Source organism: Virgibacillus profundi (assembly GCF_002287375.1).
GTDB lineage: Bacteria > Bacillota > Bacilli > Bacillales > Amphibacillaceae > Virgibacillus_K > Virgibacillus_K profundi.
Window position 1 is genome coordinate 91,812 of the sequence record NZ_NPOA01000001.1, and the last position, 21,544, is coordinate 113,355.

Genomic DNA, 21,544 nt, shown 5'->3' on the forward strand with positions numbered 1-21,544 from the left:
TATTTTAACATATTAACTCCTACTTTTCTATTAAAATATTAAAATAATATTACTGTTTATAAATTTTATACTAAAATACAATTTTACAAACTATGTTCAAAAAATAAAAGCTCCAATCCACAAGGTAATCCCCCACGGATTGGAGCTTTTAATTTCTACTTATTAATTTTCCAGATATCTCTCATATGCTGCCTGCTGTACGCCCATATATTCTTCAAATCCCATGCTCTTAAGCGTTTCCACATAATTATCCCATTCAGATAAAGGAACGTCACCAGTAATAAATTTATCCTGCATTTCTCCGACATATTTTGTAATGTCGGTTCCAATACTTGATAATACCCGGTTCTCTTCATTTGTGAAAATGAATGCAGGCCATGTTTCCTCTATTAAATTCGGATTTAGTGTTTCAGCTGCTGCCAATGATTGCTCTGAACTTTCTGCACCATTAAAGAATTGTTCAGTCGTCATGCTTGGATAGCCACCACCAAACCATGTTAGGTATTTAGCTGCCTCTTGTTCGAAAGTCAAACCCTCATCACTTTCCGTAATGTGGTCCATATATACATATTCGCCATCTTCCGTTTCTTCAAATGTCTCACCTTCAATTCCCATGAAGAATAATTTCATACCTTCTTCCCCGTAGAAATGATCGATCCAGCGAATGGTCGCTGCCGGATTTTCATTTTCATTGGTAATTATAAATGATCCCACGTTTGTGATTGGTGATATAAAACGGGAGAACTGTTTGTCCCCATCAGGTCCTTCCAATGCAGGGATTCCAGTGAAGGCTCCACCAGCCTCTTTCCCAAAAATATCGACAGGGCTAAACCAGTTGGTCGCACCATACAGACCTTCCGTAGCATTGGCCAGGTACTGACTCATTTCCATTGTAAAGATATTCTGTTCGAGAAGACCTTCTGAATAAAGTTTGTTCATATACTCCAGCATTTGCTTATAACCATCGGAAAGCGGCCAGAATCTAAGCTCATCACTCCCGGGTTCTGCATCGATATATCCTGTGGATGGGCCTCTGTTCCCAACACCAAAGGATCCTTTCAAATAATCTATCAGCCAGCCAGTATGTGGTCCACCGAGTGGAATTTCATCAGCTTCCCCGTTTCCATTCGGATCCTCTTCTTTTACTGCTTTTAAATAATCATAAAATTCCTCTGTTGTCTGCGGCATATCCATTCCAAGCGCATCCAGCCACTCCTGGTTGATCCAAGGCTTTGCACCCATGCGCATGGAAATAAACTCAGGCTCAAAGATGGTAGGTAAGGAATAGATATTGCCATCCGGGAACGTGATTCCTTTTTTAATATCCGGATTTTCCTCCAAGAATTTTTTCAGATTTGGTGCATGTTCCTCAATCAAATCGTTTAATGAGATAAATACACCCTGTTCACCATATTTTAAAATATCCGATGTTGGCATCCAGGTACTATGAAAAGCATCTGGGAGTGTTCCACTTGCAAGAGCAAGATTCCTTTTTTCTTCCAGTGAGTTTAACGGGACCATTTCCCAATTGACATCAATATTCGTCATGTCTTCATATTCATTGAAAATCATGACATCATTCCAGTCATCATTCGATGGTGCCGTTTTTCCAGCAAAGATATCAAGTGTAATTTCCTCTTTAACAATTGGAAACTGCTCATCATTCAAATTTTCCTTCGCTGCCTCACTTGATTCTGCATTTCCAGCAGAATCATTATCACTACATGCTGCTAATATCGTTACCAATATAATCATCGTCATTAATAGTAACTTTTTTAGTTTCATCAGCTCACCCCTTCTATCTGTCTGGTTTTTGTGTTTTTTATTCTATTTGGTTTCTTGCTGGATTTTATAATTTGTAACTGGTCTATCACGCTTGTAATGTCTAAGAGTTTCTGAAGTTGAGATAGTGGGTTGGACTTGAGAGAGAGCCTCCTGGAGTTGAGAGATACTCTTCCGAAGTTGAGAGATAGGCGGGTTTTACCACGTTGTCTCTCAACTTTACTTAGTTGTCTCTCAAGTTAGCGCTACCCTTTCTCAACTTTCCACTGTTATCTCTCAAGTTCGTGCGGCAGTCTCCCATGTTAGCGCTACCCTCTTTCAATCTACAACACGAGCAGCACATTCCCGCCCAAAACACTATCTCACATCATACTCTACTCACCCAAACTACGTTTCCCAAGCTCAACCGCTGATACTGGGCCGTCTGAAAATGGTACTAAATGAAAATCAAAAGTAAAGTCTTCCGTTTTCAGCTTGTATTCTTCCTGTACATCCGGTCCACAGCTTGCTGACCCGATGCCATGCTGCTTATAATCCAAATGCAGATAAACTTCTTCTTTTTTCTCCAGCTCATAGGTATGCTGAGCTTCATCCAAATTCTCAACCGTATAGTGATGTGCACTGAAGTCAAAATTCTCAGAGCCGGATACGAATATGCCTGCACCGCGCTTATTGGTAATCGCTGCCCATTTCGTATCTGTCCGGTTTCCATTCTCCTGTGGGAAAATATAATTTGTAAATAATTCATCCACTGTTTTTCGATAAACACCGAAGCGATTGGCAATTTTGGTATCCGCATAGGACTCGCCTGTGCCTCGGCCATACCAGGTAACCTGATCCAGCTTTTCAGGAAGCGTTAGCCCAAGACCAATTCGAGGCAGCGTTTCTGGTGCATTATCAGTAGGTTTTCCATTTACACTTACAGAAACCTCACCATTTCCGGAAATTTTATAGCTTTGTTTAACCTCAATTCCCCATGCAATCATTGGTGGGGCAATTCTTCCCTGTACTTCAACAGTTACGGATTTCTTATCTTCGGCAAGCTGCCATTCCACTTTATCAATTCTGTGCTGAAGCCAGTGAACCCCATGCTGCTTCCACATTCCTGCAGAGCGGTGGTCATTGTTCGTCATAGCTCGCCAAAATTCAAGCTTCGGCCCACCTTTAATCAGATCTTCACCTTCGTATTTCCATGCTTCCATTTGTCCAGTTACTTTATTGAAGGCTATTTCAAAATTTACTCCCTCGATTGTAAGTGAAGAATCTTCCTTTACGGAAATAGGGTGAACCTTGGAATGAAAAATTTGCTCACTCCGCTTCTGTGGGAGTTCAAATTGTGCCCAAGCTACTTCAAACCCTGCCTTGGCCCAGTTCGTATCTTCAGCTAAAAGAAATGCTATATTCAACCAGTAATCCGTATTTGGCTCCAGTCTCTCTGGCAACTCGTATGGAATCGTTAATTCCTCTGAAGTGCCTTCCTTAATCCCATCAAGTGAATACTTGCCACTTTGAATAATCTGGCCATTTGCTTCAATGTTCCAAGCTAATGTTAAATGATCAAGTGGAATGAAATCATAGCGATTTGTCACCGTAATTTTCCCAGCTTTTAAATCTGCTGCCTCGACCTTAACTGGCTCCACTGCCTTTTTATGTTCATAATAGCCCGGTGATGGTGTACGGTCTGGTGAAACAAGCCCATCAATGACAAAGTTATAGTCATTCGGCTGATCCCCAAAATCACCACCATAAGCAAAATACGCTTCGCCATTCTCGGTAAATTGACGCAGACCATGATCCGCCCATTCCCAGACAAATCCGCCCTGGAGCCGTTTGTGTTTATAAAAGGTTTCCCAATATTCCTTTAAACTTCCCGGACCATTTCCCATCGCATGGGCATATTCACTGAGAATATGCGGTCTTGTCAGGTGTGTGTATTCACCGATTTTATCCAGTATTGGTATATCCGTGTACATGGTTGCATTCACATGGGAAAAGACAGAATCCTTATCATGTTCTCCAGCCCTGAAATGTTCCCTGCTTTCCCCTTCATGGTGGATGAGTCTTGTTGGATCTCTTTCCATTGCCCAATTTGCCATGGCCTCCTGATTTATCCCATTACCTGACTCATTTCCGAGGGACCATATCACAATGGATGGATGATTTTTATCGCGATCGACCATTCGCTCCATTCTGTCAACATAGGCTGCCTGCCACTCTGGATCGTTGCTGAGCCGGTTAATATCTCCAATTGTTTCAAAGCCATGGGTTTCCAGGTCAGCCTCGTCAATAACATAAAGCCCAATTTCATCACAGATATCATAAAATCTGGATTCATTCGGATAATGTGCTGATCTCACTGCATTAAAGTTACCTTGTTTGATCAGCTTAATATCTTCAACCATATTTTCATATGGCACTGCTCGTCCAAAATCAGGATGGTTATCATGGCGGTTGACTCCTTTAAATTTGATAGCCTCACCATTGATAAGCACAAGTCCACCTTTTAGCTCCACTGATCGAAAACCGACCTTTTGTGCAATAACTTCGGAAATATTACCTTTTTCATCCGTTAGTTTTAATAAAACATGATACAGATATGGAGACTCTGCTGACCATTTCTTTGGATTTGTGACAGGCGCTTCAATTGTCAGAAGTCCATCTGTGGAGAGGGCTTCTCTCCCTGCAATTTCTTCTACTGGCTTTTTGAGGTGATCCAGCAGCTGATACTCCACTTTCTGGTCCCCCGCAATTTCTCCTGAGACTTCCACATCCATTTTCAATAAAGCATTCTCATAATTCTCATCTAAATCTGTTCGGATAAAAATATCCCTTATATGTACATTCGGTCTTGCAATTAAGTAAACATCACGGAAAATACCACTTAGCCACCACATATCCTGATCTTCAATGTAAGTAGAATCAGACCATTTATATACACGAACTGCCAGACGATTTTCCCCTGGATGGATCAACTTTGTAATATTAAATTCTGCAGGTACCCTACTGCCCTTACTAAAGCCTACTTCCACACCATTTACCCAAAGATGGAAGCAGTTGTCTACACCTTCAAAGCCTAAATAAATTTCTTCCTCCTGCCAGTCCTCCGGAATATAAAAATCCCTCTGATAGGATCCAGTAGGGTTTTCTGTTGGCACATGTGGCGGATCTACTGGAAATGGGTAATTCACATTGGTATAATGCGGTTTGTCATAGCCCTGTAGCTGCCAGTGATGCGGAACCTCAATTAGGTCCCAATTACTAGTGTCATAGTCTTCCTTATAAAAATCAGCAGGTGCTGTTTCCGGATTTTCTGCATAATTAAATTTCCATTTCCCATTCAAAAGCTTAAATCGATCAGAATTCCCTCGTTCATAAGACAACGCACTCGATTCATTTGGATATGGAATAAAGTAAGAACGGCTTTTTTCCCGGTTTCTCTGCAGAACATCCAGAGATTTCCAGTCTGGTATACTCATATTCTATCTATCTCCTTTAATTAATTTTTCATTTCATATAAATCGCTCTAAATTTTGGGAATTTTGCTAGAAGCCTTTTTCTATCAGTCAAGCCTCTGCCTTTTCAAATTTAGCGAATGTCAGTGATGCTCCCCACATTAAAATGAATGCTGTCACACTGCCCCCAAAGAAAAACAGCAGTCCGGGCATGACTTTAAATGTAACTAAATTCAGTGCTGCCACTGCAATCAATAGAAATATAGTTAAAATCGGGTGCATTATTCCAACAACGAAAGGCCATTTAAAATACTGTGTGAATTTCAGCTTAAAATGAACAAAGATTGGAAAGAAGTAGGCCACTATAATCGCATATAGAATTGCTTGTGCGATCACCCCAAAACTTGCTATATAATAAGCAGTTGACACCTGTGTTCTGAGGATCTGAAATTCAATTGTCAGCAAATAACCTACCCCAAATAATATAATTCCAATTACATTCGATCTTAAAAATTCATCACGATATACTTTCCAAAAGGTTGGGAAAATGGGTGCATCTTCCTCGCCTCTCACCCATTTTCGTACAACCCCAAACATTGCCGTAGTTGCCGGCATGAATCCAAATAACACCAATCCAAGTAAAGTAAATGCAACCCACAACAGATTTACATAGGCAAATCTCGTAACCCATTCCATAATACGATAAAATCCGTTTGCTATACCTTGCATGATGACTCCTCCTGATTGGTAGTTTTTTCTTTTATACTTTCTACTTGTTCCACAGCAATACTTCCATCAGACATCCTGATTGCTGGCTGATAGAAATACAAGCTGGAAAATAATAGCGCTAGTTTGAGAGATTTTTGGGTGATGTTGAGAGATAATGTCGCTTAGTTGAGATATTATCGGTTGAAGTTGAGAGAAAACCATAGAAAGTTGAGAGAGAATCAGGTTTATGCTGGATGTCTCTCAACTTTACAGTACATTCTCTCAACTTTTAACAAGCTTCTCTCAACTTCACAGTGCTATGTCTCAACTTTTAGCCGACTTCTCTCAACTACACCAAGATGAAATTCTTTTTTGGCAGTTAGGAAAGTATAAAATACTTCCCTACTGCATAAGTGCAAGCTATGAGCATTTGCCCAAAATCTTGGCAAACGCCAAGTTTTCTAAAATAAAACTTTTATTAATTACTCTTTAACTGATCCGATTAAAACACCTTTAACAAAGAATCTTTGCAAGAACGGGTAGATAATAAGCAGCGGCAGCGTAGAAATGATGATTACCGCATATTTCACCTGTGCAGCAAGCTTGACCTGTTCCACAAATGAACCTGCAGATCCAGCTGGTCCACCTGCACCGCCTCCACCACCAGCACTGGCACTTGCTTCATTGACAATCAAGATTTCTCGAAGTATCAACTGTAATGGATATAAATTCTCATCTGATAAATAAATCAGTGCTGAGAAATACTGATTCCATAAACCAACGGCATGGAATAATGCCATAACAGCGATAATCGGCATGGATAGTGGCAATACGACCCTAATAAATATCTTAAAGTCGGATGCACCATCAATTTTCGATGCCTCTACTAGCTGATCCGGAATACTTTGCTGGAAGAATGCTCTTGCAACTAGAACCGACCATGCCCCAACAAGTCCCGGAATGACGATCGCCCACATTGTATCAAGCATTCCTAGTCCTTTAACGACAAGGTATGTTGGGATCATTCCACCATTAAATAGCATTGTGAAGAGAATGAACCACATGATGAGCACTTTCCCTTTCAGTTCCTTTCGCGACAGTGCATAAGCGCACGGCAGCAAGACCAACAAATGAAGGGTTGTACCGACAATGGTATAGAAAATAGTGTTTCTGTAACCAAGCCAGATTGCGTCATTTTCAAGCACGAGCTTAAAGCCATCAAATGTGATATCAACCGGCCACAGCCACATCCTTCCAGTACTGACCGCACTTGGATCACTGATGGATGCACTGACGACAAAAATCAGCGGATATAATATAACAATAGTAATAATCGCGACAAGTATCTTGTTTATGATATCGAATGCCTTATCTGACAAACCAAATTTTTTCATGTTGATCCTCCCTTACCATAAGCTATTCTCACTTGTTTTTCTTGCAATCCAGTTCACAGTAACAAGTAAAATTATGTTCAGCGCAGATTCGAACAAACCGATTGCTGAAGCAAAACTGTACTGCCCTTCCAAGAGACCTGTTTCATATACAAATGTTGCGATGATGTCAGATGTCTCTGAGTTTAAAGAGTTCTGCAAAAGTAAAACTTTTTCAAAACCGATAGCCATAAAGTTTCCGATATTCAGAATGAACAATACAACTACAGTAGGAAGGATGGACGGAATATTAATATGCATAATCCGCTGTATTCTTGATGCTCCATCCACTTTCGCTGCTTCATGAAGCTCGGGATTAACCCCTGCCAAAGCAGCCAGGTAAATAATCGTACCCCAACCGAGCGCCTGCCATTGTCCCGACCAGACAAATATATGACGGAACCAGTCCGGGTCAGTAAGAAATGGTACAGATTCTCCGCCCACCCAAACGATTGCGTTGTTCACTAACCCAGTAATCGGATCCAAGAATGCAAGAATCATCCCTACCAGAACAACTACTGAAATAAAATGCGGCGCATATGTAAGCGTCTGTGACCATTTTTTAAATGGGCCGTTTTTAAGCTCATTAAGCATAAGTGCGAATATAATAGGAAGTGGAAACAATGCCAGTTCATATATATTCAAAATTAATGTGTTCTTTAATATCCGAAAGAAATAATAGGAATCGAAAAATCGTTCAAAGTGATCGAAGCCTATCCACGGACTGCCCCAAATCCCCATTGTTGCAAAGAAATCCTTAAACGCAATTTGCACCCCATACATGGGAATATAGTGAAGTATAAAAAAGAAACTCAATGCCGGCAAAAGGAAAGCATATAACTGCCAATTTTGGCTGAAATTCTTTTTAAAATCCTTAAATTTAGTCTTTGGCTTTTTTGGTTTATCCGGTTTCTTTAAAGCCTTCTTCTTATCATCCAATGGAACAAATTCTTCCACTTTCTCCTGTCGAACTCCCATACTCTGCCTCCTTTTGAATACCAAAAATGAATAGAAGAACAATTTCATCCCTGCATTCAGTTTTTCATCCCTCGTTTTACCAAAATAGTTTATTTTCAAAATTTTAAGCTTATACAACCACCTTCTAAAATGATCTTGCAATCACCTCCAGCAATCTATTTTTCCGCATTTGACTTGAATCCGCTTTCATGTGAATTATAAAAAAGCTGCATGGAAATTTTAAATCTTAGTTAAATTAATTAATTATTATAATATACACGTTTTTTCAGAATGTCAATGACAGAATATTACTTTTTTCGCGGTAGCCGACTTTTTATTCTGTAAATCACTAACAAAGCAATAAAATTAAACTTTTTCATAATTCCAACAAAAATAGTATTGATTAATAAATAAATTCGTAGTAAACTTAATTAAGTTAATTAATAAACTAGTTGTTATTTTTTTACTATCACTAAAGATATAAGAGATGACGTAATTATTTTCTGCTAAAGGTATTTGCTATAATCGCCGTACGGGATCGCTCCGGGCGGATGCTTTCCGCGGGCACGGCTTCAGCCTCCTCGAGAAAACCACTCTGCGGGGTCTTCAGACACGTGCTGTTCCCGCAGGAGTCACCGCCCTTCGCTCACCCGAACTGGTGAGTGGTTCAATGTTTTGAATATTGATTACTAATGCAATTCATCAGCAGTAACCGGAATCCCAGCGGAGGAAATTTACGAAGACTCCTGCGGGAGGAAAGGCATAGGTGAGACCCCGCAGTGCGTAGCACGAGGAGGCTCACCAGCCGCCCGCGGAAAGCGTAGTATATTTCCAGAGCGAATTCTTGCTCTCAATCAGCGTTTGCAAATGATTTTCACTACGTCGCATTTTAAATCAATTAAGAACACTTACAGAAGCAATTATTCAATTTTCTAATACAATTAATAAACAAAAAATTCAGGAGGTAATTATGAACCAATCGGAATTAATCAACAAATTTCAATCAGTTTTCGATGTAAGCGATTGCCCAGGTGTTTTCTTTGCACCAGGACGAATCAATTTAATCGGGGAGCACACGGACTACAATGGCGGACATGTGTTTCCGGCTTCCATCTCATTTGGGACTTATGCACTTGGGCGAAAGCGATCCGATCAGCTTCTAAGGCTTTACTCAGTTAATTTCCCTAAAAACGGCATTATCGAATGCGATCTTACCAATCTGGACTATGACGACCAGCACAATTGGGCAAATTATCCAAAGGGAATGATTCAATTTATTCAGGAAGCAGGGTATTCTGTCGAGACAGGTGCAGATATTTTATTTTATGGAAATATCCCTAACAGTGCTGGCCTCTCCTCTTCTGCTTCGATAGAAATCGTAACCGGAGTTCTGCTGGAAGGGCTTTATAATTTTGATATTGACCGGATGGACCTTATCAAGCTCGGCCAGAAGGTGGAAAACGAATACCTTGGTATCAATAGTGGCATTATGGATCAATTTGCTGTTGGTAAAGGAAAAAAAGAGCATGCCATTCTATTAAACTGCGAAACACTGGATTATGAATATGCTCCAATTAAACTAGGAAATTATAAAATTATCATTATCAATACGAATAAGCAGCGCACATTGGCAGGCTCCAAATACAATGAACGCCGTTATCAGTGTGAACAGGCATTGAAGGATTTACAGGCCGAACTTCCAATCAATAACCTCTCTGAATTAACAGTGGAAGAATTCGAGAAAAATAAACAATTAATTACCAATCCTGTCCACCAGAAGCGGGCAAAGCATGCTGTTTATGAAAATGCACGTACAATCAAAGCACTTGAAAAGCTGAAACAGGATGATTTAACGTCATTTGGAAAACTCATGAATGAATCCCATATTTCATTAATGCAGGATTATGAAGTTACTGGCAAGGAGCTTGATACCATTGTCTATGCGGCCTGGGAACAGGATGGTGTGCTAGGTGCCCGAATGACCGGCGCGGGATTCGGCGGCTGTGCCATTGCAATCGTAGATAAAGATAAAGTAAATACATTTAAGGAAAACGTAAACCGTATCTATTTGGAGAAAATCGGCCATGAACCAATTTTTTACACTGCAGAAATTGGAGATGGAGCCAAACAAATAACGGAAGGAGTGCTAAAATGAGTATTCTCGTTTTGGGTGGAGCCGGATATATCGGCTCCCATGCTGTCTATCAGTTAATTGATCAGGGCAAACAGGCTGTCGTCATTGATAATTTGGAAAATGGTCACAGGAAAGCAATTCATCCCGAGGCAGTATTTTATCAGGGAGATATTCGGAATATTGAATTTTTAAGAAATGTGTTCGAGCAAGAATCCATTGATGCCGTACTTCATTTTGCTGCAAATTCGCTTGTTGGTGAATCGATGGAAAAACCGCTCAAGTATTTTGACAACAATGTTTATGGAACGCAGGTGCTGCTGAAAGCAATGGTGGAATTTGGCGTCAATCAAATTGTCTTTTCTTCCACTGCAGCAGTATATGGAGAGCCTGAAGCTATTCCCATCACAGAAGAAATGGCCACAACCACTAAGAATACCTATGGTGAAACTAAATTAACCATGGAAAAACTAATGAAATGGACCGCTCTGGCACATGATGTGAAATATGTTTCGCTCCGCTATTTTAATGTTGCCGGTGCAAGGGAAACTGCTGAAATCGGTGAAGATCATCACCCGGAAACCCATCTCGTTCCAATTATTTTGCAGACAGCACTTGGGCAGCGTGAGCATATCACCATTTTTGGCGAGGATTATGATACACCGGATGGAACCTGTATCCGTGATTATATCCATGTTGAAGATTTAATTCAGGCACATCTGCTTGCACTCGATTATTTGCAAAATGGCGGAAGCAGTGATGTATTCAATCTTGGCAGCAACCAGGGCTTTTCCGTAAAAGAAATGATTGAAGCTGCACGTGAGGTGACAGGCAAGGATATTCCAGCGAAAACAGGTGAGCGCCGTGCGGGAGATCCAAGCACACTCATTGCCAGCTCCGAAAAGGCTGGGGAAATTCTGGGTTGGAAACCAGAACGTACCTCTATCCGAAAAATCATGACAGATGCGTGGAACTGGCATTCCGATCACCCTGATGGCTACGGGAAGGATGTAGATAACGGATGATTTATCAGCATATTTCAAGTTTGATTCAACAGGCAATAGAAGCAGAACTAATTGAACAATCAGATGAGATTTACACTCGGAATCAGGTGATGTGTCTTCTGAAGCTAGAAACTTTTCCGGAGGAGTCTGGAAAGTCTACGGAAGATACCATTCCAAATCTGCTTGAAAAACTTATCGACTTTGCCATAGAGGATGACGTGATCGAAAATGTTCTTGATGAAAAGGAAATTTTATCTGCATCTATTATGAATTGCTTTGTGCCCCGCCCATCAGCAGTAACGAAAGCTTTTTATGAAAAATATGAGCAATCCCCTGAGGCAGCAACAAATTACTTTTACAATTTAAGCAAAAACAGCAATTATATTCAGATGAACCGTATCCAAAAAAATATACAATTTAAGGCTGACACCAACTATGGCGCTCTGGATATTACCATTAATCTTTCCAAGCCCGAAAAGGACCCAGAACAAATCAAGCGGGAGCGTGAACAACAGCAGCAGCTGCATTATCCGAAATGTCTTCTTTGTGTGGAAAATGAAGGCTATGCTGGAAGAACCGGACATCCGGCACGCGCCAATCATCGGATTATTCCCGTGCCTTTGCATGGTGAGAATTGGTATCTGCAGTACTCCCCTTATGTTTATTATAATGAGCACAGTATTTTGCTGTCCGAGGAACATCGGGACATGAAAATTGTTAAACAAACGTTTGATCAATTGCTCACTTTTGTTGAAAAGTTCCCACATTATTTTATTGGTTCCAATGCGGATCTGCCTATTGTTGGTGGATCCATCCTGACCCATGAGCACTTTCAAGCAGGACATTATGAATTTGCAATGACCAATGCCGAAGAGTCTTTTGAATTTTCACTTGAAGGATTCTCCAATGTTTCTGCAGCTGTTTTAAACTGGCCACTATCTGTGATTCGGCTGAATAGCCCGCATATGGATGAACTGGTTGAGACAGCCGATCATATTCTGCAGACATGGAGAAAGTATACAGATCCTGCCGCTGATGTCCAGGCATTTTCCGGAGATACACCACATAATACGATTACCCCCATCGCCCGGATGCGGGATGGTCAATATGAACTGGATCTTGTGCTCAGAAATAATCGGACATCGGATGAGCATCCATTGGGAATTTTCCACCCACATGCAGATGTTCATCATATTAAGAAGGAAAATATTGGTTTAATCGAAGTTATGGGACTTGCAGTTCTTCCCGCAAGATTGAAGGATGAACTTGTAGAAATTGAGAAGTATTTCCTTGGTCAGCCTGCTAATGTGGCTGATTATCATAAGGATTGGGCTGAACAATTAAAGAATGAATATGGCTTTGTCTCTCAGTCCAGTGAAGCTGAGAATATTTTACAAAGAGCATTAGGCAGTAAATTCATAAGGGTTCTTGAAGATGCCGGTGTTTTAAAGGTACAGGCTGCATTTGAACGCTTTATCGAAACATTAAATCAATAGGTGGTGAAAATGATGCAAGTGGAAACAAAGGAACTGAATAAATGGAAGCAATATACGATTACAAATGAGGAAGGAATGTCTGTAAGTTTCCTTAACTATGGTGGAATTATCACTGAAATCCGGACACCTGATCGGGATGGAAGAATTGAAAATATTGTGCTTGGGTTTAAGGATTATGCAGAATATGAGAAAAATCCTGATTATTTTGGTGCACTCATCGGCAGGGTTGCAGGAAGAATTCAGAATGCAACGTTTGAATCGAATGGTGAGCAGCATAAACTGGATAAAAATGAAGGAGAACACCAGTTGCATGGCGGCACAAATGGATTTAACCAGGTTATCTGGGATGGACAGCCTTTTGAAAGCCAAACTGCTGCAGGGGTTAAATTGAGTCATAATAGCCCTGAAGGTGAAGGTGGTTATCCCGGAAACATTGAAGTGGAAGTCACCTATACATTGAATAATGATAATCAGTTTATAATTGATTATGCTGCCACAACTGATAAGACGACTGCTATCGCTCTGACAAACCATTCCTATTTTAATTTAAGCGGGGATCTGAAGGATACAGTTCACAATCATTTTCTGACAATCAACAGTGAGCGATTTGTGGAACTTGATAAGGAACTGATCCCTACCGGAAATTCAATTGATGTCCAGGATAGTCCATTTGATTTTCGAGAAGGACGCTTGCTATCGGATGGGCTTAACGATCAAACGAACCAAAATAAAATTGTTGGAAATGGCTATGATCATTACTTTATTTTTGGAAATAGAAATGAAAACAATGTGGTTGTCGTGGAGGAAAACTCCGGACGTGTCCTGACCATCCAAACAGATCTGCCTGGTATGGTTATGTATACATCCAATACCCTTGACACGGGAATCGAACTTGCAGAAGGTACATCAAAGCCCTATCTCGGTGTTTGCTTTGAAACCCAAGGGTCACCTGCTTCATTAAATCATAAGGGATTTCCGGGAGTGCTGTTGAAAGCTGGCGAAACCTATAAGAAACAAACAATTTTTACATTTGATGCGGAAAATTAAATGTAGAATTTTGTTTTTATTTCCTGGGAATAGCGAAAAATAGTCAAATTTAAAAAGCTAAACAATAAAATTATTGTTTAGCTTTTTATTTTGATTGTAACCAATCCTTTAAGACGCCTGTCTGCTCATTTTCTTTTCCACACTTGTAAATGCTGCATATGCTATTCTCATTAAAAAATAGGCCAGCATACTAAAACCTATGAACGGTAAAAGCACTGGAAACCATGACATCCCAAACCAAAAAGCAATATAGGCAGCTACCATGAGCAGTACATGTAATGGATGTGACACTGCAATGATTCCAGCATGTTTCACAACCTCTGGAACGCTCACATCAAAGTGAACGTAAACCGGAATGATAAATAGCATTGTCATTAAGTATAATAGGGCCAATGTAAATACAATGGCAACTAAAGCAATAGATGCAACACCGCCCAATTGACCGAATAGTTGCAAATAATAATAAATACTTACACCAAGCAGAACCATTCCCCAGCCCAATAAATTCGCTTTTACAAAAGCACTTTTGAATAGATTCAGAAATGTTTTAAATACTGGAAAATCATGTTCCCCTCGTATTTGTTTGCGAATAATTGCGAACATCCCTATTGTTGCCGGAAACAAACCACCAATAACTAACCCAACCAAACAAAATAATATCCAGATTAGCTGAACATGTACCAGTCTCGTTAGCCATTCCATAAATTGCATTAATTTACTATCACTACTAAAAATGCCTGTTTCAGTCATTGGAATCCCCCCTTATTGAACCTTCAATCATGGTGCACTGATTATAGTCTTTTCGTCCATTTACAAGCAATTTGTCTTTCTAGCTCGTTAATGCGAGATAAATACATCTTCCGTGAAACTATATCCGCGAATTTGGCACTTTGGTGCCTCATCTGAAATGTGCTGGACAACATATAGTTCACCATCATCAAATTGAACCCAGCCGGAATATCCATTATCAGCAATAGATGATCTATCGTAATCAATCGGTAATATTCGTACATATTGCTTCTTGCGGTCTGTCTCTACTGCTGTTCCTGCATCCATCCAGGCGGCAAATAAATTTTGCGTTGTACCATAACCAGTTGTTCCACCAGCATAAAGGCGATAAGTTAGCATGATTTTTCCACTTTGCAGCATTCTGGCTACAGGTCTATGACATCCGGGAATTGGTGTACGATACAGCCCCTCCCACGTCTCACCCTGATCTTTGGAAATCGCTTTATAACAGTCCCAGCCTTCACCTGAGTTTTCTCGTAAAAATGCAACCAGAGTTTGATCAGGTAGAGCTAAAATAGACACTTCACACAGATTCAACCCTTTTTCACTAGCCAAGGTAATTGGGCCAGTCCAGTCTTTACCTTGATTATCTGTGTACCAGACCATCTGTTCAAGACAGCCATGATCCTTACTTTTTCGGTGGGTTGACAGCAGCCATCTCCCGGATTCCAGTTCACACAATGTATCTGGAACAATTCCTACAACTGGTGTTTCTATTGGCTCTCCCCATTCATCACCTTTCGCGTCACCGATATACAATTCATTCGTTGCCTCATGGAAGTAGCCTTGCTTTGTATCTTCATTTTCTGGAATTTTATTAATTACCATTACTAATCGATTATCTTTTAATCTTGTAATACTGGGACAATCATAGAAGTAATCTTTATCCCCGGTTCCTTCTGTAAGTGGAATCTTTTTACCCCAAGTTCTTCCGCGATCATCACTTTTTGTGTAAACAATGCGTGTATAGCTTCGGTCAGTATGGCTATTGCACTCCAAAAACACACTGATTAAACGTTCTTTTTCTGTTTTTACAATTGCGGGGAAGGCTTCGTATATATGATCATCCCTGCTTACTGTATGTTTCGTGATATCCAATTAAGCACACTCCCAATTTTGAGTCTATTAATCTATCGCTTAAATAAGTATAAAATATTACTTCATCCAATTATGACCTTCAGTCTATAATCCCTCACGATTTAATCCATCCGAGCGTAAATTTCAAAAAGTTAACTGTGATCGTATAATTTTCATCCAAGTCACTCTCATATAAAAGGGCAATTTCACCATTATCCAATACCGTTAGGCAGGAATAGATAAATGAACCTGAATCAATCTGTTTTGAATAAGGCCAGCTTTTCCCACCATCTTCACTTAGACGGACTGTACCATTCTTACGGTGCTTCGGATCAGCCGGATTAACAAAAACTAACCTTGTCTTTCTGTCTTCTAGTTCGGGATATTTTATAATTGTAGATTGACATGTTGGATCTATGAGTTCATTATCATAATATAAATCCGTCCATGTTTCTCCACCATTTGTACTTGTTGCCACAGCTGTTCTCTGTTTTCCAGAGTGATTTCTCATATACACCCGAAGTTCTCCTCCAGGCAGTTCAATTACTTGGGATTCTGTTAAATCGCTATTATCTTCAGCTGTCTTTTCGGCCGAAAGTAGCTTTCCATTAAATTCACGCCCATCATTTGGCGAGCTGCCTCGTGCCCATGTTTCGCCATGATCATCACTATATATCACCGCACAGGACATTTTGGAATGTTCATTTGAAAAGTAAATTGGTAGAACCAATCTGCCCTTATATTTACCTTCCTTTATTTGGATGCCTCTTCCTGGTCCTGAACCAATAAATTTCATCCAGGATTCTTTTACTTGTACATTTAAATCCACTGGTTCTGACCATGTTAAGCCATCATCTTCACTTTTAATAATTTGCAAGAATGAAGTTCTGGATTCCAGCATACTTTCATTTTCAACTATGCCCTTTTTAAAATAGATATTTCCACAGGGAACATTATCTTTAAATACATAACCTTCTTCATCAACTGTAAAGGATGTTTCAATGGTTCCATCCTTATAAACATTTCCAGTCTCACCTAAGCTATATTGATTATTCTCAGCATCAAATAATATTTTTCTGCCATCCTGATCAAATCCTACTCCTGCCTCACTATTCCATAATCCGACTCCACCTGGTGTATGGCAAAAAACCATCCAAATAACACCAGTCTCCCCGTCCTGAAGCAATGCTGTATCAATTGCAGCAGCTCCGTCCAACCCGTTTCCTGGATAGGAAACCAGCTTCTGAACGGAACCCCATGTTTCCCCATTATCTGTACTTCTTCGGATGGTTGTATCAATTTCATTCGGATTATCCCGCGAATCAACAATTCTCGCATCGATCCCAGCAATAATGGTTCCTTTTAATGTTGTGATCATGGATGGAATACGATAAGCCTTCGAATCTGCCAGGTCTGGGTAAAATAAAGGTTCTGGTTTAGTGATAGTATTTTTAGCATCTAATTTATTATTCAAAATAAAACTCCTATTCTTTTAAATTATAGAAATATAATGGAAAACTAGAAAATAAAGAGATCCTATCACGTTATTATCTTTTAAAAGGGAGAAATCTGGCAAAGTCTTACTATTTCATTGCTATCATTCTCCCTGTTAAACTTCTTCTATTCAGCTAATAAGTCAGATACTTTTGGAGCCTTCTCCAATTCATCAAGTATTTCTTGTCCGCCATTATTTAACCAATTCTCAACGTAACTATCCCATTCTTTGTCAACATCTATTTCCCCAACGATAGCCCTCATACGGAACTCATCAACAATTGTATCTAATTGACCACTATATCTCTTTTCAAGTTCGAGCCCTTTAGTTTCTTCAAATAGATCATATCTATATGGCCGTATTGCCATTTCCTCGACTACTTCGGGTTTAGCAAAAAATTGTTCCATTAAGTTAAATGTATACTCTGAAGTCAGCCATTTTAATCTTTCACCTGGGTATGTTCTAAAGTTATATGCCCAAAAGCCCATATCTCCTTCTTCCGCTGGGTATTCCTCTTTCACTAGAATTGCGGATTCCTCAGGAGTACCTTGCCACTCTGAATGTTCTCCAACTTCACCGTATAAGGTCCATCTTGCTTCATCATCATGGTTAATATAATCAAATATTTGCAGGATTCTAGCAAGCTCTATATCTGTAACATCTTTAGCAATTTGGAAACCATCCCCTAGTAGAGTTACCGGCATCCAAGAACCCTCACCTTGCTGACCATCTGGTCCTATTTCAGGTGCTGTAACTAAAAGTTTCGCATCTGGATCAGAAAGAATTAAATTTTGCGGTGCACGTAGTTTTGTCCAGTCCTCCATAGCTACATACGAACGTTGTGCAGTAAAGTAACCTGTCTTTCCAATCTTATATTTCTCCCATGCTTTTTCAACATCTAGTGTTGTCCACTCCGGATCAACTATCCCCATGTCATACCATTTTGCTAACAGCTTCAATCCTTCTTTATACTTATTGGAGATTTCAGCTGATTTTAATTTATCATCTTCCATCAAGTTATATCCTGGGGCTACCCCATGTGCACCCATTATTGTTGTCATCCAGTGAAGCTGATTATTATATGGTAATAATCCATACGTATCATCTTTTCCGTTTCCATCTGGATCATCAAAAGTAAATGCTTTCAAAATTTCTTCCACTTCTTCTAGTGAGTAAGCTTCATCCGTAAAGTAAATACGTTCTAACCCACCATCCGGTCCTACAGGTTTGATTTCTCCTGGAGGTTCTATCCCCAGCTCTTCCAGCCAATCTAAGCGAAATGTAGGCGCCCAAAGTATCCCCTTAGTATGGGATTGCAAGCCAGTTAATTGGATATATTCCTCATTTGAACCAGAAAGTAAATTTAAATCCCAGCCTGGTTGATTCTCATCAAGCATTTCTGAATAACGTGGTGCATACTTTTTTATCATTTCCTTAGGAATTGTTCTTGTAACTCCACCATCGTACATTTCCTGTGCCGTAAGCGTTCCCGATGTAAAAGAAAACGTATCTGGCACATCCCCTGAAGCAACTGCCAGAGAGGTTTCATCAGCATTCCATGTATTTAATTTTGTGTTTACAATTTCTACATTAAACATTTCTTCCAGTTTTTTCTGTACCCAATTGTCATCTTCTATTTCACCTTGTGTAAAAGAGCCCGACAAATGCAACGTGAGCTTTTCCGAATAATCCTCTACATCAGGTAATTCCTCCATATTAACTTCCTTACTAGCCTCTTCATCACTACTGCAACCGACAATACCTATCGTCAGCAGTATAGTTAAAAGCACCAACGATAAAGATTTTTTACTTTTTCCCATAGCATTCTCTCCTTTATCAATTTATTATCCTTTCAATGACCCGATCATAATACCGCGAATAAAATACTTTTGTGCAAATGGATAAACTAGAACAATTGGTCCAATGGAGACCATTACAGTTGCTGCCCGTACATTACTTAACAGCAGTTGTGTATCCCCCATACCAGCACCTGAGACTTGGGCTTCCTGTGATGGATTTACATCAACAAGCATGTCCCGGACGATTGTTTGCAGGACTACTTTAGAGTCATCCTGTATATAAATCATCGCATGGAACCATTCATTCCAATGGAAAACCGCTGCCCAAAGTGCAATCGTAACAATAACTGGTTTGGAAAGTGGAACGATTATTTTCATTAATATCGTAAGGTGATTCGCCCCATCCATAACCGCAGATTCTTCAATCCCTTTATCAATTGTCATGAAGTAATTCCGCATGATAATAATATAAAAGACGTTTACAGCGGTCGGAATAATCAATGCAAATCTACTATCCAGCAATCCAAGATTCTTTACCAATAAATAATCAGGAATCATTCCCCCTGAGAAAAACATTGCAATCAGAAATAGAATTGTAATCGTATTCCGATAGGGTAGATCCTTTCTCGATAATGGGTAGGCAGCAAGCACTGTCAATGTAACTATTAATGCAGTACCAACTACTGTTCGGAATATTGTATTTAGATAGGCCACCCCGATATCTCCGTACGAAAAGATGAATTCATAAGCGGATGTTACCCATTGTTCCGGCCATAAATTCAATCCAAGGTTTGATGCTTGCTCCGCATCTGAAAAAGAAAGCACTAAAGTTTGCCAGAAAGGATATAATACTACAATGGAAAATAACGTAATGAATGTGATGTTAAAAAAATCAAATAGGGAAAATTTACGTGAATTCATTTCTTACCTTCTCCTTTCTACCATATACCATGTTCACTTTTTCTTCGGATGATGGCATTAGCACCTAATATTAGTATGATACCGACAACGTTTTTGAACAGCCCAACAGCCGTTGCATAATCAAACTGGAATTGCTCCAGACCTGCCCGGTATACATACGTATCAATAATATCTGCAACTTCGTACACCAGTGGATTATAAAGGTTTAAGATTTGGTCGAACCCTGCATTTAGCACACTACCAAGCCTTAAAATAAATAGAATAATAATCATTGGCATAATGGATGGTATCGTAATATGGATCATTTTATGGAAACGATTAGCCCCATCCATTTCGGCTGCCTCATATAATCCTGTGTCAATAGATGACATGGTTGCCAAGTAAATAATTGCTGCATAACCAATCTCTTTCCAGATGTCAGTACCAATCAAAATTGGGATAAACGCACTTTTACTTGCTAAAAAGTGAACAGGATCCCCCCCAAACATAGTGATGAAATAATTAACAATCCCTCTTTCCGGAGAAAACACCTCTACGATCATGGCTGATAAGATAACCCATGACATAAAATGCGGCAAATAGGAAATTGATTGTGTAACCTTTTTAAATTTCATATGCCTAACTTCATTCAGTAATAAAGCAAAGATAATTGGTGCTGGAAAAGAAATAAGGATTTTTAATAGACTAATAATAATTGTATTTCTAAGTGCCCTTATAAACAGGAAATCGTCGAACAATCTTTTAAAATGTTCAAAGTTATTCCAAGGGCTTTCCAATATTCCAAGTCCAGGCGAAAAATCTTTAAAGGCAATCAGTAAGCCATACATTGGACCATAACTAAAAATGGCCAGTAAAATCATTGGCGCAAGTAACATCAAATAGAATGCCTTCATCTTCTTAGCTTTTTTCCAGGTTTCTGCCCGTTTTTGCGCCCGATTTAATTTTTTGTTATTTTCTGCTGCTTCAATATCAATGACCTCCTCCAGTTGTAATCGGTTACAATTATTATAATAGTAAAATTTTCAGTAAATTTGTTGCACTATTTCAAGCAATGTTTGTACTATTTTAATTAAATTGACAATTGACATAATAATCACTTTGAAATTCACTGATAAATGGTATATTGATTTGAAGACAATTTATTGAAAGATAATTTACCGGTGGCGGTGTTACAATTGAATTACTTTAGTCAATATATTTATCTTATTGAAGAATTACAGCACAAATTGAAGAGGAACTTGACGGATAGAGAACAAAATTTTATTAAATGGATGGCAGCAGAACAGTGTAAATCTAATAGGTCTATTCGGGCAAATCAGAGATTTATAAAGTGAAACTTCAATCAGTGGGGGTTTTCCTCCTTCCCCAAAGATGAATAGGAATCAAAGGCTAAGGTCATAGCGTCCTGGGACTGCGGTTACTCTTGCCACCAAAATACTGTTGCTTTTTTTAACTT

General features: G+C 39.5%; 16 protein-coding genes. 5 read left to right on the top strand and 11 right to left on the bottom strand.

Going from position 1 to position 21,544, the window contains the following annotated elements:
- Positions 1 to 162: 162 nt before the first annotated feature.
- From CIL05_RS00405 to CIL05_RS00430, 5 genes are all read right to left on the bottom strand, one after another.
- Positions 163 to 1,785, bottom strand: a complete 1,623-nt coding sequence (locus CIL05_RS00405; protein WP_095653527.1) for an extracellular solute-binding protein — start codon at positions 1,783 to 1,785, stop codon at positions 163 to 165.
- A gap of 371 nt (positions 1,786 to 2,156) precedes the next feature.
- Positions 2,157 to 5,258, bottom strand: coding sequence for a beta-galactosidase, LacZ type (gene lacZ, locus CIL05_RS00410; RefSeq protein ID WP_095653528.1), 3,102 nt, complete (start codon positions 5,256 to 5,258; stop codon positions 2,157 to 2,159).
- A gap of 87 nt (positions 5,259 to 5,345) precedes the next feature.
- The gene (locus CIL05_RS00415) at positions 5,346 to 5,963 is read right to left on the bottom strand and encodes a YesL family protein (RefSeq protein ID WP_095653529.1); all 618 of its coding nucleotides are present in this window, start codon (positions 5,961 to 5,963) and stop codon (positions 5,346 to 5,348) included.
- 461 nt (positions 5,964 to 6,424) lie between these two features.
- Entirely contained in the window at positions 6,425 to 7,336 is a 912-nt protein-coding gene (locus tag CIL05_RS00425) for a carbohydrate ABC transporter permease (RefSeq protein ID WP_095653531.1), read from the bottom strand.
- 12 nt (positions 7,337 to 7,348) lie between these two features.
- Positions 7,349 to 8,350 (bottom strand): ABC transporter permease, encoded by a 1,002-nt coding sequence (locus tag CIL05_RS00430; protein WP_095653532.1) that lies wholly within the window; start codon positions 8,348 to 8,350, stop codon positions 7,349 to 7,351.
- 711 nt (positions 8,351 to 9,061) lie between these two features.
- Between CIL05_RS00430 and CIL05_RS23010 the strand changes: the two genes are divergently transcribed.
- The 5 genes from CIL05_RS23010 to CIL05_RS00450 are packed head-to-tail and all read left to right on the top strand — an operon-like array spanning position 9,062 to position 14,007.
- Entirely contained in the window at positions 9,062 to 9,265 is a 204-nt protein-coding gene (locus tag CIL05_RS23010; protein WP_100662721.1) for a hypothetical protein, read from the top strand.
- A gap of 34 nt (positions 9,266 to 9,299) precedes the next feature.
- Positions 9,300 to 10,484, top strand: a complete 1,185-nt coding sequence (locus CIL05_RS00435; RefSeq protein WP_095653533.1) for a galactokinase — start codon at positions 9,300 to 9,302, stop codon at positions 10,482 to 10,484.
- The gene (gene galE, locus CIL05_RS00440) at positions 10,481 to 11,485 is read left to right on the top strand and encodes a UDP-glucose 4-epimerase GalE (protein ID WP_095653534.1); all 1,005 of its coding nucleotides are present in this window, start codon (positions 10,481 to 10,483) and stop codon (positions 11,483 to 11,485) included. Before CIL05_RS00435 ends, galE begins: the two co-directional genes overlap by 4 nt.
- Entirely contained in the window at positions 11,482 to 12,960 is a 1,479-nt protein-coding gene (galT, locus tag CIL05_RS00445; RefSeq protein WP_095653535.1) for a UDP-glucose--hexose-1-phosphate uridylyltransferase, read from the top strand. The genes galE and galT overlap by 4 nt, the downstream gene beginning before the upstream one ends.
- Before the next feature lie 9 nt (positions 12,961 to 12,969).
- Positions 12,970 to 14,007, top strand: a complete 1,038-nt coding sequence (locus CIL05_RS00450) for an aldose epimerase family protein (RefSeq protein WP_338066909.1) — start codon at positions 12,970 to 12,972, stop codon at positions 14,005 to 14,007.
- A gap of 108 nt (positions 14,008 to 14,115) precedes the next feature.
- Here CIL05_RS00450 and CIL05_RS00455 read toward each other — a convergent pair whose 3' ends face one another.
- The 6 genes from CIL05_RS00455 to CIL05_RS00480 form a co-directional block, all read right to left on the bottom strand.
- Positions 14,116 to 14,757, bottom strand: coding sequence for a YesL family protein (locus CIL05_RS00455; RefSeq protein WP_095653537.1), 642 nt, complete (start codon positions 14,755 to 14,757; stop codon positions 14,116 to 14,118).
- Positions 14,758 to 14,844: 87 nt separating this feature from the next.
- Positions 14,845 to 15,894: a sialidase family protein gene (locus CIL05_RS00460; protein WP_095653538.1), complete on the bottom strand. Its 1,050-nt coding sequence runs from the start codon at positions 15,892 to 15,894 to the stop codon at positions 14,845 to 14,847.
- 94 nt (positions 15,895 to 15,988) lie between these two features.
- A complete protein-coding gene (locus CIL05_RS00465; protein ID WP_095653539.1) occupies positions 15,989 to 17,347 on the bottom strand; it encodes a sialidase family protein in 1,359 nt (452 codons plus the stop codon).
- Positions 17,348 to 17,493: 146 nt separating this feature from the next.
- On the bottom strand, positions 17,494 to 19,188 hold the full coding sequence (locus CIL05_RS00470) for a type 2 periplasmic-binding domain-containing protein (RefSeq protein ID WP_095653540.1): 1,695 nt from the start codon (positions 19,186 to 19,188) through the stop codon (positions 17,494 to 17,496).
- A gap of 24 nt (positions 19,189 to 19,212) precedes the next feature.
- Positions 19,213 to 20,088 (bottom strand): carbohydrate ABC transporter permease, encoded by an 876-nt coding sequence (locus tag CIL05_RS00475; protein WP_095653541.1) that lies wholly within the window; start codon positions 20,086 to 20,088, stop codon positions 19,213 to 19,215.
- A gap of 17 nt (positions 20,089 to 20,105) precedes the next feature.
- On the bottom strand, positions 20,106 to 20,963 hold the full coding sequence (locus tag CIL05_RS00480; RefSeq protein WP_240510084.1) for an ABC transporter permease: 858 nt from the start codon (positions 20,961 to 20,963) through the stop codon (positions 20,106 to 20,108).
- Positions 20,964 to 21,544: the final 581 nt, after the last annotated feature.

Bases quoted from the DNA above. Each gene is read 5' to 3' on its own strand.
- CIL05_RS00405 (WP_095653527.1), bottom strand. From the start codon at position 1,785: ATGAAACTAAAAAAGTTACTATTAATGACGATGATTATATTGGTAACG.
- lacZ (WP_095653528.1), bottom strand. From the start codon at position 5,258: ATGAGTATACCAGACTGGAAATCTCTGGATGTTCTGCAGAGAAACCGG.
- CIL05_RS00415 (WP_095653529.1), bottom strand. From the start codon at position 5,963: ATGCAAGGTATAGCAAACGGATTTTATCGTATTATGGAATGGGTTACG.
- CIL05_RS00425 (WP_095653531.1), bottom strand. From the start codon at position 7,336: ATGAAAAAATTTGGTTTGTCAGATAAGGCATTCGATATCATAAACAAG.
- CIL05_RS00430 (WP_095653532.1), bottom strand. From the start codon at position 8,350: ATGGGAGTTCGACAGGAGAAAGTGGAAGAATTTGTTCCATTGGATGAT.
- CIL05_RS00435 (WP_095653533.1), top strand. From the start codon at position 9,300: ATGAACCAATCGGAATTAATCAACAAATTTCAATCAGTTTTCGATGTA.
- galE (WP_095653534.1), top strand. From the start codon at position 10,481: ATGAGTATTCTCGTTTTGGGTGGAGCCGGATATATCGGCTCCCATGCT.
- galT (WP_095653535.1), top strand. From the start codon at position 11,482: ATGATTTATCAGCATATTTCAAGTTTGATTCAACAGGCAATAGAAGCA.
- CIL05_RS00450 (WP_338066909.1), top strand. From the start codon at position 12,970: ATGATGCAAGTGGAAACAAAGGAACTGAATAAATGGAAGCAATATACG.
- CIL05_RS00455 (WP_095653537.1), bottom strand. From the start codon at position 14,757: ATGACTGAAACAGGCATTTTTAGTAGTGATAGTAAATTAATGCAATTT.
- CIL05_RS00470 (WP_095653540.1), bottom strand. From the start codon at position 19,188: ATGGGAAAAAGTAAAAAATCTTTATCGTTGGTGCTTTTAACTATACTG.
- CIL05_RS00475 (WP_095653541.1), bottom strand. From the start codon at position 20,088: ATGAATTCACGTAAATTTTCCCTATTTGATTTTTTTAACATCACATTC.
- CIL05_RS00480 (WP_240510084.1), bottom strand. From the start codon at position 20,963: ATGTTACTTGCGCCAATGATTTTACTGGCCATTTTTAGTTATGGTCCA.